The sequence below is a fragment of the Mycobacterium marseillense genome (assembly GCF_010731675.1).
In the GTDB taxonomy this organism is placed as follows: domain Bacteria; phylum Actinomycetota; class Actinomycetes; order Mycobacteriales; family Mycobacteriaceae; genus Mycobacterium; species Mycobacterium marseillense.
The window spans coordinates 4149887-4174470 of record NZ_AP022584.1; the positions used below are offsets into that span (position 1 = coordinate 4149887).

Here is a 24584-nt window from a genome sequence, read left to right on the forward strand (position 1 = left end):
CCTGCACACCCCAATCTCCATGCGGAGAATAGCATTCTCCTCGGTCGTGGCAAGGGTGTGCGGGCTCAGCCCGACTTGTGGGCGCTCAGCAGAAAGCCGGGCGCCATGAAGTGGCCCTCGTGGTCATGTTCGAGGTGCGCCAGCGAGCTGTCCGAAGAGTCGTCGTTGCCGTAGACCTTGGCCACGCGTACGTCGTCGACCTGCCACAGCGTCGAAACGGCGTCGTGCAACTCGGTCTCGGTGAAGCCCGGCGGGCCCGGCCGGTCCGGGTGGGCCTGGTCCAACGCCCCGGCGGCGAAGGCCAGGATGTACAACGCCGCTCCGGGCGCCGCGGCCTGGAAGATGGACTGCACGTAATCCTGGCGCCGTTCGGGCGGCAGCGCGTGGAACAGTCCGCTGTCCAGGATGGTGGCGAAGCGGCCGTCATAGCCGCGGAAGTTGGTGACGTCGGCCTGCGCGAAGCTCGCGGTGCTCAGACCTCGTTCGGCGGCCGCGGCGGCCGCCTCCTGGACCGCGGTCGCGCTCGCGTCGAGCCCGACAACGATGTAGCCGCGGGCCGCGAGCGCCAGCGAAAGTGCGGCGTGGCCGCAGCCGGAGTCCAACACCTCGCTGCGGACCTTGCACTGATCGATGAGGCGCGCCAGCTCCGGCTGGGGCCGGCCGATGCTCCACGGGGGCGGCGCCGCCTGCCGGTAGGCGGCGTCCCAATCCCGGTTTGGTTCGGTCATCGATGCTCCTCGGGATCGGCGGCACAGGTGCGATGAGAAACTGGCGCTGCCACCTTCGAACGACAGGAAGAAATATGCAAGTGCTTCTGGTCCGGCACGCGCTGCCGCTGCGCAGCGAACACGGCCAAGGTTCCGATCCGGACCTGTCGGCAGAGGGGTTGGCCCAAATCGAGCGACTGCCCAAGGCGCTGGCCAGGTTTCCTATCTCACGGGTGGTGAGCAGCCCGCAGCGCCGCGCCATCCAGACCGCCGAACCGGTCGCGGCCGACCGGGGGCTGCCCGTCGAGATCGACGACCGCTTCGCCGAGTACGACCGCGACCTGCCGGTGTACATCCCCGTCGAGCAGATCCGAGCGGAGATGCCGGAGGAGTGGGCACGCTTGGCCCAGGGGCATTTGCCCAGCGCTGTCGACGAAGACGCGTTTCGTGCCCGGGTGCGCGCCGCGGTCGACGGCCTTGTGGCGAGCGCCGATCCCGAGGACACCGTCGCGGTCTTCAGCCACGGCGGGGTGATCAACGTGCTGCTGCACGAGATCCTCGGGACGGCGCGACTGCTGTCCTTTCCCGTCGACTACGCGTCGGTCACGCGGTTGTTGTTCTCCCGGTCCGGCCAGGCGACGGTGGCCTCGGTCAACACCACCGAGCACGTCTGGGATCTGTTGCCGCGAAACCAGCGGCTGCTCGACGACGAGGCGGGCCGCGGGAGGGCCTGACCTGGACGGGGGCAAATCGCAGGTGGTGAATGGGGTCGAAGCAGGCGATGGTAGACAAGTTCGGTGACTTCAGCTGACCAACTCGAGGGGCTCGACCTGGCCTCGCTGGACTCCTACCTGCGTTCACTCGGGATCGGTCGCGACGGCGAGTTACGCGCGGAGTTCATTTCCGGTGGCCGCTCCAACCTGACGTTCCGCGTCTACGACGACGCGACCAGCTGGCTGGTGCGGCGGCCTCCGCTGCACGGGTTGACGCCGTCAGCGCACGACATGGCCCGCGAGTACCGGGTGGTCGCTGCGCTGCAGGACACACCGGTCCCGGTGGCACGCACGATCGGGCTGTGCGAAGACGATTCGGTGCTGGGCGCCCCGTTTCAGATCGTCGAATTCGTTGCCGGTCAGGTGGTGCGCCGGCGCGCCCAACTCGAATCGTTCAGCCACACCGTCATCGGCGGCTGCGTCGACTCGCTGATCCGGGTGCTCGTCGACCTCCACAACGTCGATCCCAACGCCGTCGGCCTGGCCGACTTCGGCAAGCCCAGCGGGTATCTGGAGCGTCAGGTGCGGCGATGGGGTTCGCAGTGGGCGCTGGTGCGGTTGCCGGAGGACCGGCGCGACGCCGACGTGGAGCGGCTGCATTCCGGTCTGGGCGAGGCGATTCCGCAGCAGAGCCGCACGTCGATCGTGCACGGCGACTACCGGATCGACAACACAATCCTGGACGCCGACGACCCGACAAGGGTTCGGGCCGTGGTGGACTGGGAGCTCTCGACGCTGGGGGATCCGCTGTCCGACGCGGCCCTGATGTGCGTGTACCGCGACCCCGCGCTGGACTTGATCGTCAATGCGCAGGCCGCGTGGACGTCACCGCTGCTGCCGACGGCCGATGAGCTGGCCGACCGCTATTCGCTGGTGGCCGGTTTGCCGCTGGCGCACTGGGAGTTCTACATGGCGCTGGCGTATTTCAAACTGGCGATCATCGCCGCGGGCATCGACTTCCGCCGCCGGATGTCGGATCAGGCGCGTGGCGCGGGCGACGCCGGCGAGCACACGCCCGAGGTGGTGGCACCGTTGATCTCCCGGGGTCTGGCCGAACTGGCCAAGCTGCCCGGCTAGCGCGGGGTGGCCGCGTGGTGCTTTTTCGCCGCGCGGCGCAGTTGCAAGATCCGTGCGGTGCCGACGGCCACCGTGATCAGTCCGCCGACGACGGCGGCCAGCAAGATCGCCACACCCAGGGGCAGGCTCCAGTGCCAACCCAAGAACCGAAAGTCCGTCGGCACCGTGTTCTGGGTGATGAAAATCAGCAACAGAATCAGGATCACGAAGCCGGCGATCAGCGACGACCACAGCGCACCGGCGCGAGTGAACCCGATAGCGGGTTCCTTGGTGGATGCGCCGGTCTTGCCGCCGGGGGCGGGCTTGGGGGACGGCTGTCCGGGCGACGCAGGGTTGTGGCTGCTCATAGTGTCATCTTTGCCCGATCCGGCCCAGAATGAAACCGATTCGGGCAACCGATCCTCGCAGGCCAGCATGTGCCCGGTTCGGGCGTTAGGGTCGGCGGTATGACGCTACTGCCGCGCCGGCACGGCGTGATCGCGCACGCGGCAGTGCTGCTGACGACGATGTGCGTCGTTGCGGCGTGCAGCAATTCCGATCCACTGGGGGCGCAGGTCAAAAGCCCCACGTCCATCGTCGTCGGGTCCGGGGACTTCCCGGAATCACAGATCATCGCCGAGATCTACGCGCAAGCCTTGCAAGCCAACGGTTTTGACATCGGGAAGCGGATGGGGATCGGCAGCCGGGAGACGTATATCCCGGCGCTCAAGGACCATTCCATTGATCTGGTGCCCGAATACATCGGCAATCTGCTGCTCTATTTCGCGCCGCATTCGGAGGCGACCACGCTCGATGCCGTCGAGTTGGAACTCCACCGCCACCTCCCGGGCGACCTGTCGATCCTGACGCCCGCACCCGCGAGCGACACCGACACCGTCAGCGTGACCAGTCAGACGGCGCACGCGTGGAACCTGAAGACCATCGCCGATTTGACCGCACGTTCGGCCGAAGTGAGATTCGGTGCGCCCTCGGCGTTCGCGACCAGGCCGGCCGGGCTGCCGGGGCTGCGGCAAAAGTACGGTCTCGACATCCGGCCGGGTAACTTCGTCGCCATCGACGATGGCGGCGGCGCGGTCACCGTGCGCGCGCTGCTCGACGGAAGGGTGAACGCCGCGAACGTTTTCGCCACCTCGCCGGCCATACCGCGAGATCGCCTGGTGGTACTCGAAGACCCGGAGCACAATTTCCTAGCGGGAAACATTGTGCCGCTGGTCAATTCGCAAAAGAAGTCGGACCTGCTCAAGGACGTGCTGGATGCGGTGTCAGCGAAGCTGACTACCTCCGGCGTTGCCGAGCTCAACGCGGCAGTCTCGGGAAACTCCGGTATCGATCCCGATGAGGCGGCCCGAAACTGGATACGGGACAACGGCTTCAATCACCCGATCGGCGGCTGACGTGATCACCTTCGACGAGGTCAGCAAGGTCTTCGACGACGGAACCACCGCGGTGGACCGCCTCAGCCTGGACGTGCCCAGCGGCAAGCTGACCGTGTTCGTCGGTTCCTCCGGCAGCGGCAAGACCACGGCATTGCGCATGATCAACCGGATGATCCAACCGACGTCGGGCACCATCACGATCGACGGCGTCGACGTTGCCACCCGAGACCCTGTGAAACTGCGGCTCGGCATCGGCTACGTCATCCAGCACGCGGGGCTGATGCCCCACCAGCGGGTGATCGACAACGTGGCAACCGTTCCGGTGTTGCGGGGGCAGTCCCGCCGCGCCGCGCGCAGGGCGGCCTACGAGGTGCTCGCGCGCGTCGGGCTGGACGTCAAGCTCGCGCGCCGCTACCCCGCGCAGCTCTCCGGTGGTGAACAGCAACGGGTCGGCGTGGCGCGCGCCCTGGCCGCCGATCCCCCGATCTTGCTGATGGACGAGCCGTTCTCCGCCGTCGACCCGGTGGTCCGTCACGAGCTGCAGAACGAAATACTGCGGCTGCAAAGCGAACTGCACAAGACGATCGTTTTCGTCACGCACGACATCGACGAGGCGCTGCGGCTCGGCGAACGCGTGGCGGTATTCAAGGGTGGGTCCCTGCAGCAGTACGACGAGCCGGCGCGGCTGCTGTCGCGACCGGCCAACGACTTCGTGTCGAGGTTCATCGGCCTGGGCCGCGGCTATCGCTGGTTGCAGCGCCTCGACGCGGCCGGACTGCCGCTGCACGACGTCACCCAGGCGACGGCCGAGACCCTTTCCGCGGCAGTCCTTTCCGATGGATGGGCTGTCGTGGTCGACGACGGCGGGGCGCCGTTGGGCTGGATCGACGCCGACGGCGCGCATCGGCACCGCGACGGCACGCCGCTGTCGGAGTGCATGAGCGGGGCGGGATCGCTGTTTCGGCCGCGGGGCAATCTGAGCCAGGCACTCGACGCCGCGCTGTCCTCGCCGTCGGGGGTCGGCATCGCCGTCGACGACGGCGGCAAGGTGATCGGTGGAGTCCTGGCCGCCGACGTGCTGGCCGCAGTGGAATCCCAACGGGGGAGCCGTTAATGCACTATCTGCTCACCCATCTCGACGACGCCTGGGGGCTGACGATCGTGCACCTGCGGCTCTCGTTGGTACCGGTGGTGATCGGGTTGGCGATCGCGCTGCCGCTGGGCCTGCTGGTGCAGCGCACGCGCATCGCCCGCGGGCTGACCACGGCGGCCGCCAGCGTCGTGTTCACCATCCCGTCTTTGGCGTTGTTCGTGGTGTTGCCGACGATCATCGGCACGCGCATCCTCGACGAGGCGAACGTGATCGTCGCATTGACGGCCTATACCGCGGCGCTGCTGGTGCGGGCGGTGCTCGAGGCGCTGGACGCGGTACCCGCCCAGACCCGCGACGCCGCCATCGCCGTCGGCTACCCGCCGATCGCACGGATCGTGAAAGTCGATCTGCCGCTTGCGGTTCCGGTGCTCATCGCCGGGCTGCGCGTGGTGGTGGTGACCAACATCGCGATGGTGTCGGTCGGCTCGGTCATCGGCATCGGCGGGCTCGGCAGCTGGTTCACGCAGGGGTATCAAACCGACAAGAGTGATCAGATCCTGGCCGGCATTCTCGTACTGTTCGCGCTGGCGGTCGTCATCGATGTGCTCATCGTGTGCGCGGGGCGACTGGCCACACCCTGGGCCCGCGCCGCACGTGCCACCGGCCGCCGCTCGATCGTCGCGCCCGTCGTGGGTGGCGCGCGGTGAACTTCGTCGATCGGGCGATCTCCTACGTGTTGACGGTCGACAACTGGACCGGACCGGTCGGGCTCGCGGCCCGCATCCTCGAGCACCTCGAATACACCGCCATCGCCGTGGGCGCCTCGGCGCTGATCGCCGTTCCCGTCGGGCTCGTGATCGGGCACACCGGCCGCGGCACCCTGTTCGTGGTGGGTGCCGTCAACGGGCTGCGCTCCCTGCCGACGCTGGGCGTGCTGCTATTCGGGACGCTGCTGTTCGGGCTCGGCCTGGGGCCGTCGCTGGTGGCCCTGATGCCGCTGGGCGTGCCGGCGCTGTTGGCCGGCACGTATGCGGGGATCGCCAATGTCGACCCGACGGTCGTCGACGCCGCCCGGGCGATGGGCATGACCGAGGCCCAGGTGCTGTTGCGCGTCGAGGTGCCCAATGCGCTGCCGTTGATGCTGGGCGGGTTGCGCAACGCGACGCTGCAGGTGGTCGCCACCGCAACGGTCGCCGCCTATGCCAGCCTCGGCGGTTTGGGGCGATACCTGATCGACGGGATCAAGGAACGGGAGTTTCATCTGGCCCTGGTCGGGGCGCTGATGGTGGCCGCATTGGCGCTGGTGCTCGACGGGCTGCTGGCGTCACTGGTGTGGGCGTCGGTGCCCGGCACCGGTCGGCTGCGACGCACTTACCGGACACGTCCGCAGCGCTTCGCGGGGACGTCTTACGGTAGATGAGTGAACGCAGCCCCCTCCGACCCGTCTCGCCGCGTGTGGCAGGCGATGCTCACCTGGCGCGCGCAGGACGTCTCCCGGATGGAATCGGTACGACTCCAGGTGTCCGGCAAGAGAATCAAGGCCAACGGCCGCATCGTCGCGGCCGCGACCGAGGCCAACCCGGCGTTCGGCGCCTACTACGACCTGTTGACCGATGAAACCGGCGCCACCAAGCGGCTCGGGATGACCGTCACGCTGGCCGAGCGCGAACGCGTCTTCTCCTTTGCCCGCGACGAAGAGAACATGTGGTTGGTCACCGACCACCAGGGCGAGCACCGCGCGGCCTACAACGGCGCCCTGGACGTCGACGTCGAATTCAGCCCCTTCTTCAACGCGCTGCCGATCCGGCGGCTCGGCCTCCACGAGCAGGCGGCGTCGGTCACGCTGCCCGTCGTCTACGTGAACGTGCCGGAGATGTCCATCATCGCGGACACGGTGAGCTACAGCAGTGCGGGCAGTCGCGGCGAGATCAAGGTGCACACACCGATCGCCGACACCACGGTGAGCGTCGACGACGAAGGATTCATCGTCGACTATCCAGGCTTGGCAGAGCGGATCTGATCACCCCGCCCGCACGTCCCGCGGCGGCTAATTCCTGACGCCAGTTCTCCGCGCCGACGACGACGTGGAAGATGTCGGTGCGCGGGAAGCTGTCGTAACGCGTTCGCGCGGCATGGCCCGCTTCGATGAGATCGGCGACCGAGTTGTGGTGCGCCAGCGAGTCGCGGGCGCGGCTCAGCAGTTCGATGACGCGGTCGGCCGTCGGCACCAGTTGGTCGCAGTTGCCCTCGCACATCGCCCGCACCAGATCCGGGGCGGTGCCCGCCACCCGGGTGCCGTCGCGGAAAGACCCGGCGGCCAACGCGAATGCCAACGGGACGTCCCCGGCGACGACCGCCAGAGCCTCGGCGAGCAGGTGGGGCAGATGCGAGATGGCGGCCGCGGCTGCGTCGTGTTCGTCGGATCTGGCCGGCACCACCACCGCGCCGCAGTCCAGCGCCAACGTCATGACCATCGACCAGATCGTCGGGTCGACGTGATCGTCGACGCTCACCACCCACGGCGCCCCGGCGAACAACCCGGCATAGCCGGCGCTCCAGCCCGAATGCGCGGTGCCCGCCATCGGGTGGCCCCCGACGAAGCGTTCCTGCAGACCCGCCGCGACGACCTCGTCGAGCACCGCCTTTTTGACGCTGGTGACGTCGGTCAACGGGCACGCCGGGGCCGTGTTCTTGATGTGGGCGAGCATGCCCGCCATCGCCGGCATCGGTACGGCCAGCACGATCAGTGCGGCTGAGTCGGCGGCGCGGCTCAGGGTCGCGGTCAGGTCCGTGGTGACGTCGAAGCCGTCGGCGGCCGCGGCCTGCGCGCCCTCCACCGAGCGGTTGTAGCCGAACACGTCCCGGCCGGCCGCCGTGGCGGCCCGCATGATCGAGCCACCGATCAGCCCCAGCCCGAGCACACACACCGGTGTCTTTGAAGAAGGGCTTGCCACATTCCAAGGTTGGCACATCTGCTCGGAAACGTCGTTGTCAGATGTCGCCCCTACCAGGCTCCATCTGGTCAGGGGCCTGGTCAGGGACTACCGTAAGCGGCCATGGGAGCAACTCGGGCCTCTGCCCAGGGCCTGTCCGCGGATACGCCGGACGGCTTCGGCGTCGCGGTCGTGCGCGAAGAAGGACAGTGGCGCTGTGCTCCGATGGCCCGCAAATCCCTGACGAGCCTGGCGGCCGCCGAGACGGAGCTGCGTGAATTGCGCAGCGCCGGGGCGGTCTTCGGCCTGCTCGACGTCGACGACGAGTTCTTCGTCATCGTGCGGCCTGCGCCCTCGGGGACGCGGCTGCTGCTCTCGGACGCCACCGCCGCGCTGGACTACGACATCGCCGCGGAAGTGCTCGACAAGCTCGACGCCGACATCGATCCCGATGACCTCGAGGATTCCGATCCCTTCGAAGAGGGCGACCTGGGGCTGCTGTCCGACATCGGGCTGCCCGAGGCGGTCTTGGGGGTCATCCTTGACGAGACCGACCTGTACGCCGACGAGCAGCTGGGCCGCATCGCCCGCGAGATGGGCTTCGCCGATCAGCTGTCGGCGGTGATCGACCGCCTCGGTCGGTGATCGCAAGCGCGGCGGAGCCGGGCGCAGCGGGTCGCCACCGCTGATGGAGCCGGGCGCAGCGGGTCGCCGCCATCAGGGATCGGTCGGTGAGGTGAATGACGAGGAGCTGATCCGCTCCGCACTGTCGGTCGCCGCGACGGCGGGTCCCCGCGATGTGCCCATCGGCGCGGTCGTGATCAGCGCCGACGGAACCGAGCTGGCCCGCGCCGTGAATGCCCGCGAGGCCCTGGGCGACCCGACGGCCCACGCCGAGATCCTCGCGCTGCGGGCGGCCGCCGAGGTGCTCGGCAACGGGTGGCGGCTCGAGGGCGCCACGCTGGCCGTCACCGTCGAACCGTGCACCATGTGCGCGGGTGCGCTGGTGCTGTCGCGCATCGGTCGGCTGGTGTTCGGCGCCTGGGAGCCCAAGACGGGAGCGGTCGGATCGCTGTGGGATGTGGTCCGCGACCGGCGACTCAATCATCGCCCGGAAGTGCGCGGCGGCGTGCTGGCGCAGGAGTGCGCGGCGCCGCTGGAGGCCTTCTTCGCCCGCCAGCGATTGGGGTGAGGGGCATGCGGTTCGGTAAGCTGCTCGGCGGTGGCGTGTCCGAGCGGCCTAAGGAGCACGCCTCGAAAGCGTGTGACGGCTAAAACCGTCCGAGGGTTCAAATCCCTCCGCCACCGCCAAAAACTACCGGCGAGAAATCGCAGGTAGGCAGTACTTGTGTGATGCGCCCACCGTTTCGAGCGCCACCATCGATTGGTGCTGAATGCTTTGGAGCACTAATTTTCCTCAGGTGACCTTTTCAGCTGCTGGCGCGCTCGCGCGGTGGATCACCCCCTTCCTGACGATTACAGCCGTCACCGGCATGGGTCTTGTCGCCGATCCGGGGCAGGTCCGTCCCGCCCCGACGGTGCGTTTGGCCGCCGATGGCAACCCATTGGACGGGGCGCCGTTCTACGTGAATCCCACGTCGGCGGCCATGCGCGCTGCGCAGCATGCCGATCCGCCGAGCGCCGAACTGACCGCGATCGCCAACACGCCGCAGGCGTACTGGATCGTGCCGGGCGGTTCCGCGGGAACGGTCGGGAAGTATGTCGGCGACGCGGCCGCCGCCGGCGCCATCCCGGTCCTGGCGATCTATGGAATCCCCCATCGCGACTGCGGCAGCTTCGCTGCGGGTGGCATGGGCTCGGGCGCCGACTACCGGAGCTGGATCGATGGCATCGCCGGCGGGGTGGGCACCTCGCGGGTGGCCATCATCGTCGAACCCGATGCGCTCGCCATGGCCGACTGCCTCTCGGGTGATCAGCGCCAAGAGCGGTTCGACCTGGTTCGCTACGCCGTCGACACGCTGACCAAGGATCCGAACGCGGCGGTATACGTCGATGCGGGCCACCTGCGTTGGCACAGTGCCGAGGACATGGCCGCCAGGCTCAACCAGGCCGGCGTCGGCCACGCGCGGGGCTTCAGCGTCAACACCGCGAACTTCTTCACCACCGATGACGAAATCGGTTACGGCGAAGCGATTTCGGGGCTCACCAATGGTTCGCACTACGTGATCGACACGTCCCGCAACGGTGCCGGACCCGCACCCGACTCCGAGCTCAACTGGTGCAATCCCAGCGGCCGCGCGTTGGGCGCCGCGCCCACCGCCGCTACCGCGGGCGCACATGCCGACGCCTACTTGTGGATCAAGCGTCCCGGCGAATCCGACGGAACGTGCGGCAAGGGTGATCCGCCGGCGGGCAACTTCGTGAATCAGTACGCCATTGATCTGGCCCACAACACCGGCCACTAGCAGGGCCTTTGGCCTGTCCTCGCCGTCGGCAGCTGCCGAACGGATTTGGGATTCGCGACCTTTGATGGTTGCGACTGGGTAACATTTCGTTATCGAAATCAGATAAGCCAGTATGCGGTACGAGGCAAACATGACGAGGAAAGTGGCGTTCTTCGCGGTCTTCTCGATCTGCACTGCCTTCATCACTGTTTCCGGTGCGGCTGGGCCCGTTGCGCACGCCGACGACGCGGGGACCGCGGTATACAACGGCATCAACCAGCTCCGCCAGGCGTGCGGGCCGATCAGCGACGACCCGCGTTTGACGGAAGCGGCCCAGCGGCACGCCGACGACATGCTGCGCACCGGCGTAAGCGGGCACATCGGCTCGGACGGCACGTCACCGCAGGCGCGGATCGCGCAGGCGGGCTACCGGAGCCGTTCCACGGGTGAAATCGTCTTCTGGGGCACCGGATCCGCGGCGAATCCCCGTGAGGCCCTGGACATGTGGATGCAAAGCCCCCCACACCGGGCGATCATCCTGAATTGCGCATTCAACGCGGGCGGCTTCGCCACCGCACGGGACGGCAACAAAATGACCGTGGTCGGTGACTTCGCGGCTTCGTAATCCCTTTTAGCTCAAGCGGTTTCGGATCGTCACCGTCGGCACTCACACGTGGGGAAGCCAGCCGGAGCCATGCGGTGACAGCACGAAGCCACGGCCTTGCGGGTCTTTGCATGCGGTCGTGCCTGAGTTATCGACCCCGCAGATGATGCCGTCGACTGTGATGGAATGCAGCGGAGGAAGTGTTTTGATTGGTTGTCCGCCAATCACCTTGGATTGTTCGCCCTCGTTCGTCTGCTTTAGGCCCGATGTTGTCCCTATCCAGTTCACTCCCGTGATTCCGGCGGCGGGATTTGACGGCGCTGGCGGTATCGCGGGCAAATTATTACCCCTACACAGTGCTTCATTGGCAATAAAACTGCAGATGATGCCATCTGGAGTAAGGAAATAGACCGTTGGCAGGGGTGGCCGGCCGGGGTTGGGAACGTCGATCGCGTAGTCGCGGACGTTCACGGGGGCGTCTGCGCTTAGGTCTGGGAAGTATGGAGGGTCCGCATGGGCTTCGACCGGCACGAGCAGAGCAAGGCCGCCGAGCGCTCCAATCCAGGGGAGCTTGTTAACGCCCATATCGTTCCTCTCGGTTCAAGCAGCGCGCAATGTCATCTGCCGTCCGTATTGCACTCGAAGGCAACACCTTCCGAACTTCCAGGTTTGAGCGAGAACGGCAGGAGACTTCCCATTCAACTGTGAGATGCAGCCGCGTCTCTCCGACATAGTCGAACTTTCAAAAAGCCACGCTGCCAGAGGGTTTGAGCACGAATCCGTGCTGGCCGCGTGTGGTGTCCAGGCATGCGACGAGGTGGTCTGACCCTACTGCACATGTCGCATTTAGGGCGGTCACCTTCTGTCCGACATTTAAAAGCTTTCCGTGTGAGAATTGCGCGCCACACGCTTCGCCTGTCCGGCTCAACCCGTAGGCCGGCCCCATACCGGCCGCCGCTGCTCTGCCAACAACGCACGATCCGTTGTCCATTCCCGGAAACTCGCCATTGCAAGTAATCCCTTGCCCGGCCCACGCCGGTATAACCTCGCTTGCCTCGAAGAAGCACGCAATGTTGTAAGGAGTCGAAAAGTACGCGAACGACGGGCCTTTCTCAGGTGGTTCGATGTAACCGTCGACCGGGACAGGCGCGAACCCGCCGAGGTCGGGGAAGCCGGGCGGCTGTGCGGCGGCGTGTTGCGGCGCCGACGTACACGACATGGACAGCAAGGCCGCCATTACGGCCACCAACCGCTTGGTCACACTTGCGACGGCGCGCATTCGAATCCTCCTCAAATCATGGGGTGACTGTAAACGTCGTTGTGTAGGTACGCGGGTCGTAGTGGCCGTCACCATAAGTGCTGACCCGCATCGAAATCACTTCCTTGCCGTTGATCTCTTGTATGCCGGTGACCGTCGGCCCGTAAACCTGTGGCAGATCCTTTGGATTTACGAGCGCCGTCGGTGCGGCGGCCAACAATCCTTGCGGAGTACTGGCAGTGACGGCCTGAATCGGTAAGGTCTGGTGATTGGGAGTCTCACCGGCGCCGACTACCATGAAACCCCCCTTGGGTAGAGCGACAATCTGGCTTTCGCGGTTCCCATTCATCGCGCCGGAGAACGTTCCCTGCTGCTGCAAGGTGTTGCCCCACGCAGAATTCTGGTTAACAGGGGCGGATTGCCAGAGCGCACGTTGTCCGTTCTGCGTGTTGCCTAGAATTACCATCCGCCCGGACTTGGGGTCATACGCTCCGCTCGCTTGCGAGACACCCTGCAGCGTGAACAGAGGCGTCTCTGGGTGGCGCAAATCCACCACAACCGTATCGGGAGATGTATAGCTCTTGTTGGGACTGCCGTCTGGGTTGTGGTACGGCACAATGGCATAGAACGCATATTGCTCGCCGTTTGGTCCTATGGCGGTACCGGTCGGTAGTGGCCTACTGTCCTGGGGAACCGGCAACGGATTCTTGCCGTCATACACACCTGGCACATGGATATGCGGAAACCCATGTTTGCCGTCCCCACCCAGAGCGATACCCGTCCCGGGAATCGACACATCTAAGTCGTCCTGTTCCCCGGTGTTCTGACCCTCCATCTTGGGTGGTGTGGCAGGCCCGTCGATGCTCGGTCCTGCACCATGCGGAGCGGGCCTTTGAGGTTGGTGTCCGTCAACACCCCATATGAGGGAAGGGTCATATCCGTCCCGCGCCAACGTGCCCCGCGAGGCGTCTAGGAGATCGGTATACATGCCGCGGATCAGATGCATCTGCTTGAGAGCATCTCGAACGTCGTCCACGGCGTCGGCGTGAGCGTCGTTGATCAGTTTCTCCAGTTTGTCGCGTTCGTTCGCGGGAAGGGCGAGCGTCAAATCTTTCTGCGCTGCGCCGATCAATACGTCGAGCACATGTAGCTGGTGATCTAACGTGGCGATTTCGTCGGCGCCCGCTCTTTGCGCCGCGGCCAAGGCCGTCGCGACGTTTTCCAAATCAAGACCTATCTTTGGCAACTGCTCGGACTGGTAGCCCAACGCCTTAGTTACCTGCTGCACCTCTTCGGACTCGTTGATCGGATGGGGACCTTCCTGGTGGGTCCAGGCCGCCTCGAAACGTTTCTGTGCTTGCGCAAACTCCTCGCTGGCCGCAGCGGTGCACCGGCCCGCGCCATGAAAGGCCTCCGCCAACCTCGAGATCTGAAACGGATTACCCGCCTGCAAGCTCTGGTTGATCGCCCACGGATCGCCGCCGGCCGACGCGATCAGTTCCGCTTCGCTCAGGTTTGTCAGCGTCATGGCGTCGCGGGCGGATGGCCAACACCGACGATCATCGCCGCCCCCTTCTGAGCTGGCAATAACCCTACTACTGGCAGCGTGGCGCACGAGGTCGTTGGTCAAAGCCAAGACGGGTCGGTCGGACCGCCACTACTTGTCAGGCTTGGCTTCCGGCTAGCTTCCGGACGGTCAGGACCTCGATGTCTTGGAACGGCCGTCCCTCGGGTCGGATCAGGTCGTGGAACCACACTTTCGGAACCGTGGTGTACGGATGATCCCAGGAATCCCAGGGGAAGTAGGTCTGGGTCTTTCCGGCGACCAGGCCCCAGTTGATCGCGCCGACGTTGTGCCGCTTCGCGACGGGCAGGATGTTCTGCACGGTGCTGCCCCGGGGCCGAGCCATGTACTCCGTGCACAGGATCGGCCGGCCCAACGGGGTCAGCTCGTTGATCCGCGACTCGAACCCGGCGGGCTCAGCGTAGGAATGAAAGGTCACCACGTCGGAGTTGGCGAGCTGGATGTCGCTGATTGCGCTGCGGCCCTGGGGTTGTCCCCAATCGCCGCGCCACACCCCACTCGTGAGCGGCTGACTGGGATCGACCGCGCGCGCCCACCGAAACACCTGGGGGAGCAGGTTGGCGACCAGTTGATCCTTGTCGCTTCTTTCGGTTTTGCGGTATTGGTTCGCGGGGTTGTCGGGTTCGTTCCAGAGGTCCCACCCCAAAACCCGATTGTCGTTGCGGAATTGGGTCATCACCGCGGTGACGTAGTCGCGCATGACCGGAACGTAGCGGGGGTCGCCGAGGCGTTCGGCGCCCGGGCTTTGCGCCCAGCCCGAGTTGTGCACACCGGGGCGCGGCGCGCGTTGTCGACCAGCCCGGGGTTGCGGGTCCCAGCAGGAGTCGAAGAAGACGAACAGCGGCTTGATGCGATGACGAGCCGCGATGTCGACGAATTGTCCTAGCCGCGTTTGGAATCCGCGCTGATCGGCGGCCCACAGCTGATCGTGGAGGAACACCCGCGCGGTGTTGTGCCCATAGAACTGAGCCCAGCCGAGCTCGGTGTCGATGCGTCGCGGGTCGAAGGTGTCGGCCTGAAACATCTCGAACTGGTTGATGGCGCTCGCCGGAATATAGTTTGCTCCGACGAGCCAGCCCTGCGCTTGATACCACCGGTTGGCGCGGTCGGGGGACCACCGGCCCGCTTCCTCCGCAAAGGCCCGAGGAACCCGGGTAACTGCGGCGCCAGCCGCCAGCAGCAGAGGGAGTTTCAGGGCCGTTCGTCGTTCCACGATGTGACGATAAGTTTCCGGGGCCATTTCCCTGGGATTTGCTCAGCGCGTCGCGAGAGCTTCAGATAACAATTGCTCGCGGGTCGTCTGTGGTGCCGCCAAGAGTCAGCACCCGCCTGTCATCGTGACCAATCCGTAACCATCCGCTCCGGCGCGCCCCGGGGGTCACGAATGCCGCCCGGGTTAAAATGGGCCCAGGCTGTGCGCTAAAACCGTTGTCGGCCAATCGAAATCGATCTGCCCCGTTATCGATGGGCTAGCGCAGCTTGCGACCGTGGTTGTCTTTGACGCTGCCGGTGAACATCAAGATCGCGTCGACGATCGCCCAGATGATGCCGCCGAGCAGGACTGGGAGTCCCAGAAAACAGAACAGGCTGAAGACAATTCCGAACAGCCCCAGGCACAGCTGCGCCACCGCGATCTGAGTCGAGTCGAGATAAAAGCGGCCGACACCGAACAGGCCGAGGAAGAGCTGAAGCAAGCCGGCCGTCGTGGCGGACTTGTCCGACAGGGGCAGCCCGGTCACCGGATCGCGGCCGAACGGCGCCTGCGGGTCGACGTATCCGTGGTACCCGCCATAGCCCGGGTAGCCCGGGAACCCGGGGTAAGCCTGCGGGGACGGATATCCCGGCGGTGGCGGTGGCGGGATGTGGGGATTCGGTTGTGGCCCGTAGCCGGGTGGCTGCCATCCCCACGGTGGCTCCTCGGCGGGATTTCCGGGCGGTGGGGGCGGCGTCGACATCAATTCGAGTTAACACGCCCGATGCCGGGGCCGTCCACCGGGGCCTCCGGGCTTCCGGCGCGCAAAATCCTTGGGCGCGGTCGGCAAATTACTTCAAACTTCACCCCTGCGAGAGCAATACTGGACGGGTGCCTGATCGAAATGTGCTGGGCGGTCCGCTGGAACCGTGCGGCACAGACCCGCTGACCGGCTTCTACCGTGACGGTTGTTGCTCAGCCGGGCCTCAGGACCTTGGACGGCACACGATTTGCGCGGTGATGACCGCCGAATTCCTCGAGCACCAGCGCTCCATCGGCAATGACCTGTTGACGCCGGTTCCCGAGTATCGGTTCCCCGGCCTGCTGCCCGGCGACCGCTGGTGCGTGACCGCGCTGAACTGGCTGCGGGCTCATCACGACGGATGCGCGGCGCCGGTGGTGCTGGCGTCCACGCACGAGAGCACCCTCGAGGTGGTGCCCCTCGAGGCGCTGCAGGCGCACAAAATCGACGTGCCCGACGATCTGGCCAACCTGTAGCAGCCGACCGTCCCTCGGCGAGGTGGGTGAACCAGGGAATCTGGCCGCGGCTAGCGTCTGTGGCATATTTCTCACCTGACACGCGAAGAGGGGTCCCGGTGGGTTCTGCGGTTGACGACATCGACTTCGATGATCTGACCGCGCCCCGGCTGACTGACATCCAGCGTCAGATCCTGGAGTTCACCGAGGCCAAGCGCGTCGACTTCGACGTCGACCTGATGCTCGCGGAGGCCGTCGAACAGACCGGCTTGGACGCCGCGGCGGCCGATCTCGACGACACCGACGGCTTTGCCGACCGGCTGCGCGCGCACGTCGCGGCGATCGAGGCAGACGAGGGCCTGCGCCAGCTCACCCGCGGTTCGCTGCGGCAGCGCATCGTGCGGCTGCTGCGCAACCGGTTGTCACTCACCGAGCTGATCGCGCGGTACCCCGAGATCGAATCCATCCCGATCGAGCGGCCTTTCATCGTGGTCGGGATGCCACGGTCGGGCACCACGCATCTGGTGAATCTCATTGCCGCCGACCCGCGTCGGCGCGCGCTGCCGTACTGGGAGAGCCAGGATCCCGTGCCCGCGCGCGGGCAGGGTCCCGACGTCTTCGGTGTCGACCCGCGATACGCGCGGGCCAAATCCGAACACGAAGCGCTGATGGCCAGCGCACCTGTGGTGGCCGCCATGCACGACCGCTTTCCGGAGGCGATCGAGGAAGAGGTGGAACTCCTCGACCTCGATCTGGCCTCGTATGTCCTGGAATGGCATGCGCGGGTGCCTGATTGGCGTGACTACTACCTGGGCCTGGACCAAACGCGCCACTACGCCTACCTGCGCAAGGTGCTGCAGGCGTTGACCTTCCTGCGAGGGCCGCGTACCTGGGTCCTCAAGAGTCCGCAGCACTGCGAGCAGCTCGGCCCGCTGATGGCGACTTTCCCCGACGCGACGGTGGCCTTCACGCACCGCGACCCCGTTGCAGTGATCCAGTCGGCGATCACCATGATGGCCTACTCGGATCGGCTGCGACGTAACAACATTGACCCGCAGTGGCTGCTGGAGTATTGGAGCGACCGGGTGCACCGGCTGCTGAGCGCATGCGTCCGTGACCGCGACTTGGTGGACACCGAACGCAGCATCGACGTCAGCTTTCACCAGCTGGGTGGCAACGAGATGCCAGTCCTCGAGCGGCTGTATCAGTGCGGCGGCGTCGAATTGCCGCGGCATGTGCGCGATCGCTTCCAGCGCTATCTGGACGGCAATCCGCGCGGCAAGCACGGCCGCATCCACTACGAACTGCAACGGCACTTCGGCATCTCGGCCGACGAACTCCGCGGCCGTTTCGGCTTCTACTTCGACAAGTTCGACGTCCGCCCCGAATGAAGGAGTCAGCAGCGATGACCGAACCTGTCTATCGCAGCAGGCCCGGCGCCGACGCCATGCGCCCGGCGTCCGCACAGAGGGCGGAAGAAATCGCCCCGGGGTTGTGGTGCTCGCCCGGCCTGTCCAACTCGTACCTGCTCACCACCGCGCAGGGCCGGGTGATCGTCAATACCGGCATGGGTTTCGAGGGTCCGGTGCATCGCGCCAACTTTGATGCCGTGGACTCGTCGCCGGTGCGCTACATCATCTTCACGCAGGGTCACGTCGACCATGTCGGTGGGTTGGACAGCGTGCGCGATGCCGACACGACCGTTGTCGCGCAGGCAAACTGGACTGCGTGGCGGGACGATAACGACCGCCTGATTCCCTACCGGGCCAACCGCAGCGCGTTCGCATTCAAAGACACGCTGGCCAGCGGGATCGAAGCCATCCGACGGCGGCTGGGGACGACGCGGCTGGCGGGTCAGAGCGTGCCCGTCGTCGACCTCGACTTCGAGGACACGCTGACGTTGGAACTCGGCGGCCGACGGATGGAGCTGATCTCGGTGCCCGGCGGGGAGACCACCGACTCGCTGGTGATCTGGCTGCCCGAGGAGCGAATCTGCTTGTGCGGGAATACCTTCGGGCCGTTGATCGGACACATCCCCAACCTGGTCACCATGCGAGGAGACCGCTACCGGGACGCGTTGACGGCCATTGCGTCGGTGGAACGGGTACGCGACCTGCAGCCCGAGCTATTGGTGACCGGTCACTTCGAGCCCGTCGCGGGGGCGCAGCGCATCGAGGCCGAACTGACCCGGCTGCGCAACGCCATCGAGTACATCCACGATCAGACGGTCGCCGGAATGAATGCCGGCAAGGATGTGCGCACCCTGATGCGCGAGATCACCCTGCCCGCGGAATGCGAAGTGGGCCAGGGCTATGGGAAGGTCGCCTGGGACGTGCGGGCGGTCTGGGAGAACTACTCGGGCTGGTTCCACCACGAATCGACCACGGAGCTGTACCCGGTCGGTTTCGACGCCGTCGCCGCCGACGTGGTCGAGCTGGCCGGCGCCGATGTGCTCGTGGATCGCGCCCGGGCGCATCTGGCCGCCGATCGCGCACTGCACGCGATCCACCTCGCGCAGCTCGTGCCCGCCGACCATTCGGGGGCTCGCGATGTGCTACGGCAAGCCCATGAAAAACTTCTCGCCGGCAGCACGAACTTTTGGGAAAGCGCCTGGCTGCGCAACCAGATCGCGAGGAACTCATGACGGAATTCGCACTACGGCCCGAAGATTTCTATCACACCGGCATCATCGTGCCCGACCTGGAGGCGGCGATGGCGCGGCTGAGCGCGTTGGGCGGCTATCGGTGGATCAACCCGGTGAGCTACACCTTGCCCTTTCGCACCGCGAGCGGAACCCGGGAGCTGACTTCGACTTTCGTGTATTCGCTGCAAGCCCCGCATCTCGAGCTGGTCCAGGAGGTGCCGGGAACCCCCTGGGCCGCGGCGCCCGGCAATGCGATCCACCACCTCGGCTACTGGACCGACAACCTCGCCGAGACGGCGCAGTGGTTGGAGGACAACGGCTTCACCTTCGAGGCGACCGCCGATACCGCCCCACCGGACCTCGCGCTGTTTGCCTACTACGTCGACGCGGCGGGAACCCGGATCGAGATCGTCGACCGTGCACTGTTCCCCGACTTTCCCGCGTTCCTGCAGGCGGCGGCCGGGCCGGAAGCCTAGGAATCAGGCCCGAACATGCTGTTGACGGTGCTGCGCTTCAACTTCGCCTCCCCGCAAGGGGATCCGCGCGTGCAGGGCGAGCTCCTGTCCGCCGCCCTGGAACTCGCGCAGTGGGGTGAGTCGCACGGCATCACGTCCATCAGTGTCGACGAACATCACGCGACCGGACATGGCTGGAGCTGCAATCCGATCATGGCCGCGGCGATGTTCCTGGCCCGGACCTCGACGCTGATCGCCAGCGTCGATTGCGCGTTGGGCCCGCTGTGGAACCCGGTCCGGCTTGCCGAAGACATCGCCCTGGTCGACAACATGAGCCACGGCCGGCTGCACACCACGGTGGGCCTGGGGTACCGCGCCGTCGAATATGACGCGCTGGGAGCCGATTTCGCGCGCCGCGGCGCGCTGATGGACAGCCTGCTGGAGCGGATGCTGGCGGTCTGGTCCGGTGATGATCCGGAGTCGGGCATCTGCGCAGGGACGTGGACTCGGCCGCACCCACCGCTGTACGTCGGCGGCGGTGTGCGGGCCACGGCGCGGCGCGCCGCCCGGTACCGGCTGCCGCTCAGCCTGGCCGATCACCTGCCCGAGATTGCCGCCTACTACCGCGAGCTGTGCGCCTCGGCGGACATGGCGCCGTTCATTCTCATGCCGGGGCCGATCAATCGCGGAATGATCTACTTGCACGAGGACCCGGAACGGGCGTGGTCCGAACTCGGCGACCACATCCTCTGGGAGGCAGTCACTTACGGCGAGTGGTCGACGGATCAGCGCTCCCTCATGCACCTGCCGGGTGTTCAGACCCTGGATCAGGTCAGGGCATCGGGGCGATACCGCTTCCTGACTCCCGAACAGCTGATCGCCGAGGTGCGTGCGGCCGAGAATTTCGGCCCGCTCGTCATGCACCCCCTCGTGGGTGGCATGCCGGTCGACGAAGCCTGGAAGTCGGTTCAGTTGCTCACCGACAAGGTGCTGCCCGCGCTGGCCTGACGTCGCCAGCCGCTAACCGTCGCGTCGCTGCTCGAGCCAGTCGGCCAGCGAACGGCCGGCATCCAAGACGTGCCGCTCCGCGATCGCGCGGGCGCGTTCGGCGTCCTTGTCGCCCAGCGCGTCGAGAAGCTGTTGGTGTTCGTCGAGCGAATGCTTTTCGTGCTCGGGGAACAGGGTGAGGAAGTTGCTCGGCACCACGCGCGCGACCTGCTTGATCTGGTTCAGCAGGCGGGGCGAGTGCGCGGCGCGATGGATCATCTGATGGAAATGCCAGTTGGCCTCTCCGATGGTGTCGTCACCGGATCGCGCGACGACGTCGGCCGCGAGTTCCCGTAGCGTGGCGAGTTCGGCCGGCTCAATCCGTTCGGCGGCCCAGGCCGCGGCCTGGCCGGTCAACACTCCCAGAATGGTGAAGCTGTCCATGACGTCGTCCGGGCTGATGCCGAGCACTGTCACACCGCTGCGCGGGGCGACCTGAACCAGGCCCTCGAACGACAGCTCCAGCAGCGCCTCGCGTACCGGCGTACGGCTGGTGGCGAATTCCGCGGTGATGGCGTCGAGATCGACCCGGGAGCCGGCCGGCAGGACGCCGGTCAGAATCCGATCGCGGAGCTCGCGGGCGGCACGCTCCCGGACCGTTCCGGAGATGTCGATCCCTAAGGTCGAAGCCACCTGGGCATAATACCAAACGACAGATCTAGCATTTGAAATCTGAAATATCAGATGTTACGTTTCAAACATGCGCACGGACAAAATGGCCCTCGTCGCCTTTATGCAGGCCGGCAGCACCTCGGTCTACGCGGGCTCGTGGCGGCACCCCGCGACCGAACACCGATACCTGGACGCGTCCTACTACGCGAAGATCGGCCGGCAGCTCGAAGAGGGTTGCTTCGACCTGATGTTCTTCGACGACCGCTTGGCCATGCCCGGGGTCTACGGCGGATCGGTGGGCGAGGCCGTGCATTACGGTGCCCGCCCGGTCAAGCTGGACCTCAGTGTGATCCTCGGGGTGCTGGCACAGGCCACGTCGAAGATTGGGCTAGGCGCCACCTACTCGACGACGTACTACCAGCCGTTCCACGTGGCGCGCACGTTCGCCTCGCTCGACCACCTGTCGGGCGGCCGCGCGGCGTGGAACGTGGTCACCTCCGTCAACGACAGCGAGGCGCAGAACTTCGGGGTCGACGCCCACCTCGGCCACGACGAACGGTACGACCGCGCCGACGAATTCATGGACGTGGTGACCGGCCTGTGGGACACCTGGGAGGACGAGGCCGTCCTGCACGACCGGGCCTCCGGGCAGTTCGCCGACCCCACCAAGGTGCACGAGCTGGGGCACGTCGGCCAATTCTTCTCCGCGCGAGGACCGTTGACGGTGCCGCGCACCCCGCAGGGCCGACCGGTCATCATTCAGGCCGGCTCGTCGGGCCGGGGCCGCGAATTCGCTTCGCGGTGGGCCGAATTGATCTTCACCGGCGACCCGGGCATCGAGGTGGCGCGTAGCCACTACGCCGATCAAAAAGACCGCATCGCCGACGCGGGCCGCGATCCCGGCGCCGTGCGTATCTGCCCCATGGCCTACGCGGTGGTGGGCGAATCCGAAGCCCACGCCAAGGATCGCGAGGCCATGTTCCTCAACGACCTCGTGCATCCGATGGCGTCGCTGACGCTGTTGTCGGAGCTGATGAATTACGACTTCGCGCAACACGATCTCGACGACCCGGTGACCGACGAACTGCTCGCCTCGGTCTCCGGTATCCGCGGCCTGGTGCAAAACCTGCGCACCCATATCGGCGGGGACACGGTCACGCTGCGCGACCTCGCCAACCATCGCGCCACCCTGCTGCAGGGGCCCCGGTTCGTCGGCACCGGCGAACAGGTCGCCGATCAGATGGCCGACTGGTTCGAGACCGGCGCGTGCGACGGATTCGTCTTGGCCGCGACGCATCTGCCCGGCGCATTCGAAGACGTCGTGCGCATGGTGGTGCCGGAACTGCAGCGCCGCGGACTGTTCCGCACCGAATATGAATCCTCCACGCTGCGCGGACATCTCGGGCTGCAGCGTCCGACGAACACCCGGGTGGCCGCCGGTGCCCATGCTTGACGGGCTGCGGGTGCTCGACCTCGCCACGCTGGCCGCCGCACCGCTGGTGGCCACCTATCTCGGGGAGTTCGGCGCCGACGTTATCAAGGTCGAGGAACCGCGCCACGGCGACCCGATCCGCGGCTGGGGCAACCAGCGCGACGGAGTCGGCCTGATGTGGAAGTCGATCGCGCGCAACAAGCGATCGATCACGCTCGACCTACGGTGCGCCGAAGGACAGGAGCTGGTGCGCCGCCTGGTGGAGCACGCCGACGTCGCCATCTTCAATACCCGCCCGCAGACGTTGCGCAAGTGGGGCCTCGACTACGAGAGCCTGCGCGCGGTCAACGACCGGATCGTGATGCTGCACATCACCGGTTACGGCCTGAGCGGGCCCAAGAGTGAGCGCCCCGGCTTCGGCACGTTGGGCGAGGCGATGAGCGGGTTCGCGCACATCACCGGTCAGGCTGGCGCGCCGCCCACCCTGCCGCCGTTCATGTTGGCCGACGGCGTCGCGTCGCTGAACGCCGCCTACGCGGTGATGATGGCGCTGTATCACCGCGACGTGCACGGCGGGCCCGGCCAATTGATCGACGTCAACCTGATCGATCCGCTGGCCCGGCTGCTGGAACAGACGCTGTTGGGCTATGACCAGTTGGGCCTGGTGCCCGAGCGGGCCGGCAACCGGTGGGACATCTCGGCGCCGCGCAACACCTATCGCACCGCGGACGGCAAGTGGCTGGCCATGTCCGGCAGCTCGCCGGCGTTGGCGCTGCGGGTGTTCCGGGCGATCGGCCGGCACGATCTGCTGGACGACGCCGACTTCTCCGACCCGCAGCGACGGCTGGCTCGGGCCCGCGAGGTCGATGCCGTGGTCGCCGATTGGGTTGCCACCAAGACACTTTCGGAGGCGATGGACGCCTTCGAAGCGCACGAGGTGGCGGCGGCCCCGGTCTATGACATCAGCGACCTGGTCGCCGACGAGCAGCTGGCGCATCGTGAGGTGTTCATTTCCGTCGACGACCGACAACTCGGGCCCATGACGGTGCAGGCTCCCGTGCCCCGGTTCTCGTCGGCGCCCGGCACGGTCGGGCACCTGGGACCGCGCCTCGGCGAGCACAACTCCGAGGTGTACGGGGAGCTGCTCGGCATGAGCCACGACGAAATCGACGACCTGCGCGCCCGTGGCGTGTTGTGACAGAAGGAAATTGAAACGATGACGAATCTACTCCGCCGCTCCGAGCTCGCGGTGCCCGCCTGCAGCGACAACATGTTCGACAAGGCCGCCGGGTGCGGCGCCGACCTGGTGTTCCTCGACCTCGAGGACGCGACGCCCGCCGCGTTCAAGGAGGAATCACGCGGCAAGGCGATCAGCGCGCTCAACGACCTGGACTGGGGCCGCACCGCGCGGGCGGTGCGGATCAACGGACTGGACACCCAGTGGTGCCACGACGACGTCATCGAGGTGGTGACCAGGGCCGGCCGCAACCTCGACACCATCATCATCCCCAAGGCGCGCACCGCCCGCGACGTCTGGTGGGTGGACGTCCTGCTCACCCAGCTGGAATCAAAGCTGAACCTCGGCAAGACGATTCGACTCGAGGTACTGATCGAAGAAGTCGAAGGGCTGGCGAACGCCGAAGAGATCGCCGCGGCCAGCCCCCGCCTGGACGCCCTGATCTTCGGCGTGGGCGACTTCTCGCTGTCCCAGGGTGCCCGGGTGGACACCAACTTCGTCCCGCTGGGCGAGTACCCGGGCGAGTTCTGGGCGTACGCCCGCAACAAGGTGATCGTCGCCGCGCGCATCGCGGGCATCGACGCGATCGATGCGCCCTACCCCGACTACCGCGACCTCGCCGGGTATGAGCGCGACGCCCGGCGCGCATCGCTGCTCGGCTACACCGGCAAATGGGCGATCCACCCCGACCAGGTTCCCGTCGCCAACGAGGTCTACGCCCCGACCGCCGACGAGATCGCCCGCGCCGAGGCCAACGTCGCCGCCTACCGGGAGGCCGAGGCCAAGGGCCGCGGCGCCGTCGGGGTGAACGGCGTCCTGGTCGACGCCGCCCACGTGAAGCAGGCGGAGCAGACGCTGGCGCGGGCCGCGCTGATCAACGGCAGCGCTTAGGCGGTC

Annotated in this window: 27 protein-coding genes and 1 tRNA gene; 20 read left to right on the plus strand and 8 right to left on the minus strand. The window is 66.5% G+C overall.

Annotated features, from left to right (window positions below):
• Positions 1-65 precede the first annotated feature (65 nt).
• Positions 66-728, minus strand: coding sequence for a class I SAM-dependent methyltransferase (locus G6N26_RS19130; RefSeq protein ID WP_083016706.1), 663 nt, complete (start codon positions 726-728; stop codon positions 66-68).
• Between the two features lie 74 nt (positions 729-802).
• On the opposite strand from G6N26_RS19130, the gene G6N26_RS19135 reads away from it, so the two are divergent.
• Together G6N26_RS19135 and G6N26_RS19140 are read left to right on the plus strand one after the other, a co-directional pair.
• Positions 803-1441 (plus strand): histidine phosphatase family protein, encoded by a 639-nt coding sequence (locus tag G6N26_RS19135; protein ID WP_067173332.1) that lies wholly within the window; start codon positions 803-805, stop codon positions 1439-1441.
• Positions 1442-1504: 63 nt separating this feature from the next.
• Positions 1505-2557, plus strand: coding sequence for a phosphotransferase family protein (locus tag G6N26_RS19140; protein ID WP_067173329.1), 1053 nt, complete (start codon positions 1505-1507; stop codon positions 2555-2557).
• Here G6N26_RS19140 and G6N26_RS19145 read toward each other — a convergent pair.
• A complete protein-coding gene (locus G6N26_RS19145; RefSeq protein WP_067173588.1) occupies positions 2554-2904 on the minus strand; it encodes a LapA family protein in 351 nt (116 codons plus the stop codon). The two genes, G6N26_RS19140 and G6N26_RS19145, sit on opposite strands and share 4 nt — an antisense overlap.
• 99 nt (positions 2905-3003) lie before the next feature.
• Between G6N26_RS19145 and G6N26_RS19150 the strand changes: the two genes are divergently transcribed.
• From G6N26_RS19150 to G6N26_RS19170, 5 genes are read left to right on the plus strand one after another with little or no spacing between them, the layout of a single operon-like run.
• The gene (locus tag G6N26_RS19150; protein WP_083016704.1) at positions 3004-3951 is read left to right on the plus strand and encodes an ABC transporter substrate-binding protein; all 948 of its coding nucleotides are present in this window, start codon (positions 3004-3006) and stop codon (positions 3949-3951) included.
• A gap of 1 nt (position 3952) precedes the next feature.
• Complete coding sequence (locus G6N26_RS19155) at positions 3953-5047, plus strand: ABC transporter ATP-binding protein (RefSeq protein WP_083016701.1); 1095 nt, start codon at positions 3953-3955, stop codon at positions 5045-5047.
• Positions 5047-5733, plus strand: a complete 687-nt coding sequence (locus tag G6N26_RS19160; protein ID WP_083016697.1) for an ABC transporter permease — start codon at positions 5047-5049, stop codon at positions 5731-5733. Before G6N26_RS19155 ends, G6N26_RS19160 begins: the two co-directional genes overlap by 1 nt.
• Complete coding sequence (locus G6N26_RS19165) at positions 5730-6446, plus strand: ABC transporter permease (protein WP_083016693.1); 717 nt, start codon at positions 5730-5732, stop codon at positions 6444-6446. The genes G6N26_RS19160 and G6N26_RS19165 overlap by 4 nt, the downstream gene beginning before the upstream one ends.
• The gene (locus tag G6N26_RS19170) at positions 6447-7046 is read left to right on the plus strand and encodes a putative glycolipid-binding domain-containing protein (RefSeq protein WP_008263137.1); all 600 of its coding nucleotides are present in this window, start codon (positions 6447-6449) and stop codon (positions 7044-7046) included.
• Here G6N26_RS19170 and G6N26_RS19175 read toward each other — a convergent pair.
• Positions 7009-7953, minus strand: a complete 945-nt coding sequence (locus tag G6N26_RS19175; protein ID WP_232067614.1) for a prephenate dehydrogenase — start codon at positions 7951-7953, stop codon at positions 7009-7011. The two genes, G6N26_RS19170 and G6N26_RS19175, sit on opposite strands and share 38 nt — an antisense overlap.
• A gap of 129 nt (positions 7954-8082) precedes the next feature.
• Here G6N26_RS19175 and G6N26_RS19180 point away from each other — a divergent pair, with 129 nt between their 5' ends.
• The 5 genes from G6N26_RS19180 (at position 8083) to G6N26_RS19200 (ending at position 10989) form a co-directional block, all read left to right on the plus strand.
• Positions 8083-8604 (plus strand): tRNA adenosine deaminase-associated protein, encoded by a 522-nt coding sequence (locus G6N26_RS19180; RefSeq protein ID WP_067173312.1) that lies wholly within the window; start codon positions 8083-8085, stop codon positions 8602-8604.
• A gap of 43 nt (positions 8605-8647) precedes the next feature.
• Positions 8648-9151, plus strand: a complete 504-nt coding sequence (locus G6N26_RS19185; RefSeq protein ID WP_083016690.1) for a nucleoside deaminase — start codon at positions 8648-8650, stop codon at positions 9149-9151.
• A gap of 29 nt (positions 9152-9180) precedes the next feature.
• Positions 9181-9270: transfer RNA gene (locus G6N26_RS19190), tRNA-Ser, on the plus strand.
• Between the two features lie 110 nt (positions 9271-9380).
• Complete coding sequence (locus G6N26_RS19195) at positions 9381-10385, plus strand: glycoside hydrolase family 6 protein (protein ID WP_067173306.1); 1005 nt, start codon at positions 9381-9383, stop codon at positions 10383-10385.
• A 130-nt stretch (positions 10386-10515) separates the two neighbouring features.
• A complete protein-coding gene (locus tag G6N26_RS19200) occupies positions 10516-10989 on the plus strand; it encodes a CAP domain-containing protein (protein ID WP_179960232.1) in 474 nt (157 codons plus the stop codon).
• A 42-nt stretch (positions 10990-11031) separates the two neighbouring features.
• On the opposite strand, the gene G6N26_RS19205 is transcribed toward G6N26_RS19200, so the two are convergent.
• From G6N26_RS19205 to G6N26_RS19220, 4 genes are all read right to left on the minus strand, one after another.
• Positions 11032-11553 carry a hypothetical protein gene (locus tag G6N26_RS19205; RefSeq protein WP_139799104.1) on the minus strand — a complete coding sequence of 174 codons (522 nt, stop codon included), beginning with the start codon at positions 11551-11553 and terminating at the stop codon, positions 11032-11034.
• A gap of 710 nt (positions 11554-12263) precedes the next feature.
• The gene (locus G6N26_RS19210; protein ID WP_083016686.1) at positions 12264-13754 is read right to left on the minus strand and encodes a putative alpha/beta hydrolase; all 1491 of its coding nucleotides are present in this window, start codon (positions 13752-13754) and stop codon (positions 12264-12266) included.
• Positions 13755-13890: 136 nt separating this feature from the next.
• Positions 13891-15024: a cellulase family glycosylhydrolase gene (locus G6N26_RS19215; protein ID WP_067173300.1), complete on the minus strand. Its 1134-nt coding sequence runs from the start codon at positions 15022-15024 to the stop codon at positions 13891-13893.
• Between the two features lie 256 nt (positions 15025-15280).
• A complete protein-coding gene (locus G6N26_RS19220) occupies positions 15281-15766 on the minus strand; it encodes an NINE protein (RefSeq protein WP_083016684.1) in 486 nt (161 codons plus the stop codon).
• 128 nt (positions 15767-15894) lie between these two features.
• Here G6N26_RS19220 and G6N26_RS19225 point away from each other — a divergent pair, with 128 nt between their 5' ends.
• The 5 genes from G6N26_RS19225 (at position 15895) to G6N26_RS19245 (ending at position 20367) form a co-directional block, all read left to right on the plus strand.
• Entirely contained in the window at positions 15895-16281 is a 387-nt protein-coding gene (locus G6N26_RS19225) for a DUF2237 family protein (RefSeq protein ID WP_067173294.1), read from the plus strand.
• 98 nt (positions 16282-16379) lie between these two features.
• Complete coding sequence (locus G6N26_RS19230; RefSeq protein WP_083016681.1) at positions 16380-17651, plus strand: sulfotransferase family protein; 1272 nt, start codon at positions 16380-16382, stop codon at positions 17649-17651.
• Between the two features lie 14 nt (positions 17652-17665).
• Positions 17666-18904 (plus strand): MBL fold metallo-hydrolase, encoded by a 1239-nt coding sequence (locus G6N26_RS19235; protein WP_083016679.1) that lies wholly within the window; start codon positions 17666-17668, stop codon positions 18902-18904.
• Positions 18901-19380 carry a VOC family protein gene (locus G6N26_RS19240; protein WP_083016676.1) on the plus strand — a complete coding sequence of 160 codons (480 nt, stop codon included), beginning with the start codon at positions 18901-18903 and terminating at the stop codon, positions 19378-19380. Before G6N26_RS19235 ends, G6N26_RS19240 begins: the two co-directional genes overlap by 4 nt.
• 15 nt (positions 19381-19395) lie before the next feature.
• Positions 19396-20367 (plus strand): LLM class flavin-dependent oxidoreductase, encoded by a 972-nt coding sequence (locus G6N26_RS19245; RefSeq protein ID WP_083016674.1) that lies wholly within the window; start codon positions 19396-19398, stop codon positions 20365-20367.
• A 12-nt stretch (positions 20368-20379) separates the two neighbouring features.
• Here the strand turns inward: G6N26_RS19245 and G6N26_RS19250 are convergent, their stop codons facing one another.
• On the minus strand, positions 20380-21039 hold the full coding sequence (locus G6N26_RS19250) for a GntR family transcriptional regulator (RefSeq protein WP_083016672.1): 660 nt from the start codon (positions 21037-21039) through the stop codon (positions 20380-20382).
• A 67-nt stretch (positions 21040-21106) separates the two neighbouring features.
• On the opposite strand from G6N26_RS19250, the gene G6N26_RS19255 reads away from it, so the two are divergent.
• The 3 genes from G6N26_RS19255 to G6N26_RS19265 are packed head-to-tail and all read left to right on the plus strand — an operon-like array spanning position 21107 to position 24578.
• Entirely contained in the window at positions 21107-22471 is a 1365-nt protein-coding gene (locus tag G6N26_RS19255; protein ID WP_067173275.1) for an LLM class flavin-dependent oxidoreductase, read from the plus strand.
• Positions 22464-23648, plus strand: coding sequence for a CaiB/BaiF CoA transferase family protein (locus tag G6N26_RS19260; RefSeq protein ID WP_083016670.1), 1185 nt, complete (start codon positions 22464-22466; stop codon positions 23646-23648). The genes G6N26_RS19255 and G6N26_RS19260 overlap by 8 nt, the downstream gene beginning before the upstream one ends.
• A gap of 18 nt (positions 23649-23666) precedes the next feature.
• Positions 23667-24578 carry an HpcH/HpaI aldolase/citrate lyase family protein gene (locus G6N26_RS19265; protein WP_083016666.1) on the plus strand — a complete coding sequence of 304 codons (912 nt, stop codon included), beginning with the start codon at positions 23667-23669 and terminating at the stop codon, positions 24576-24578.
• The last annotated feature ends 6 nt before the right edge of the window (positions 24579-24584 follow it).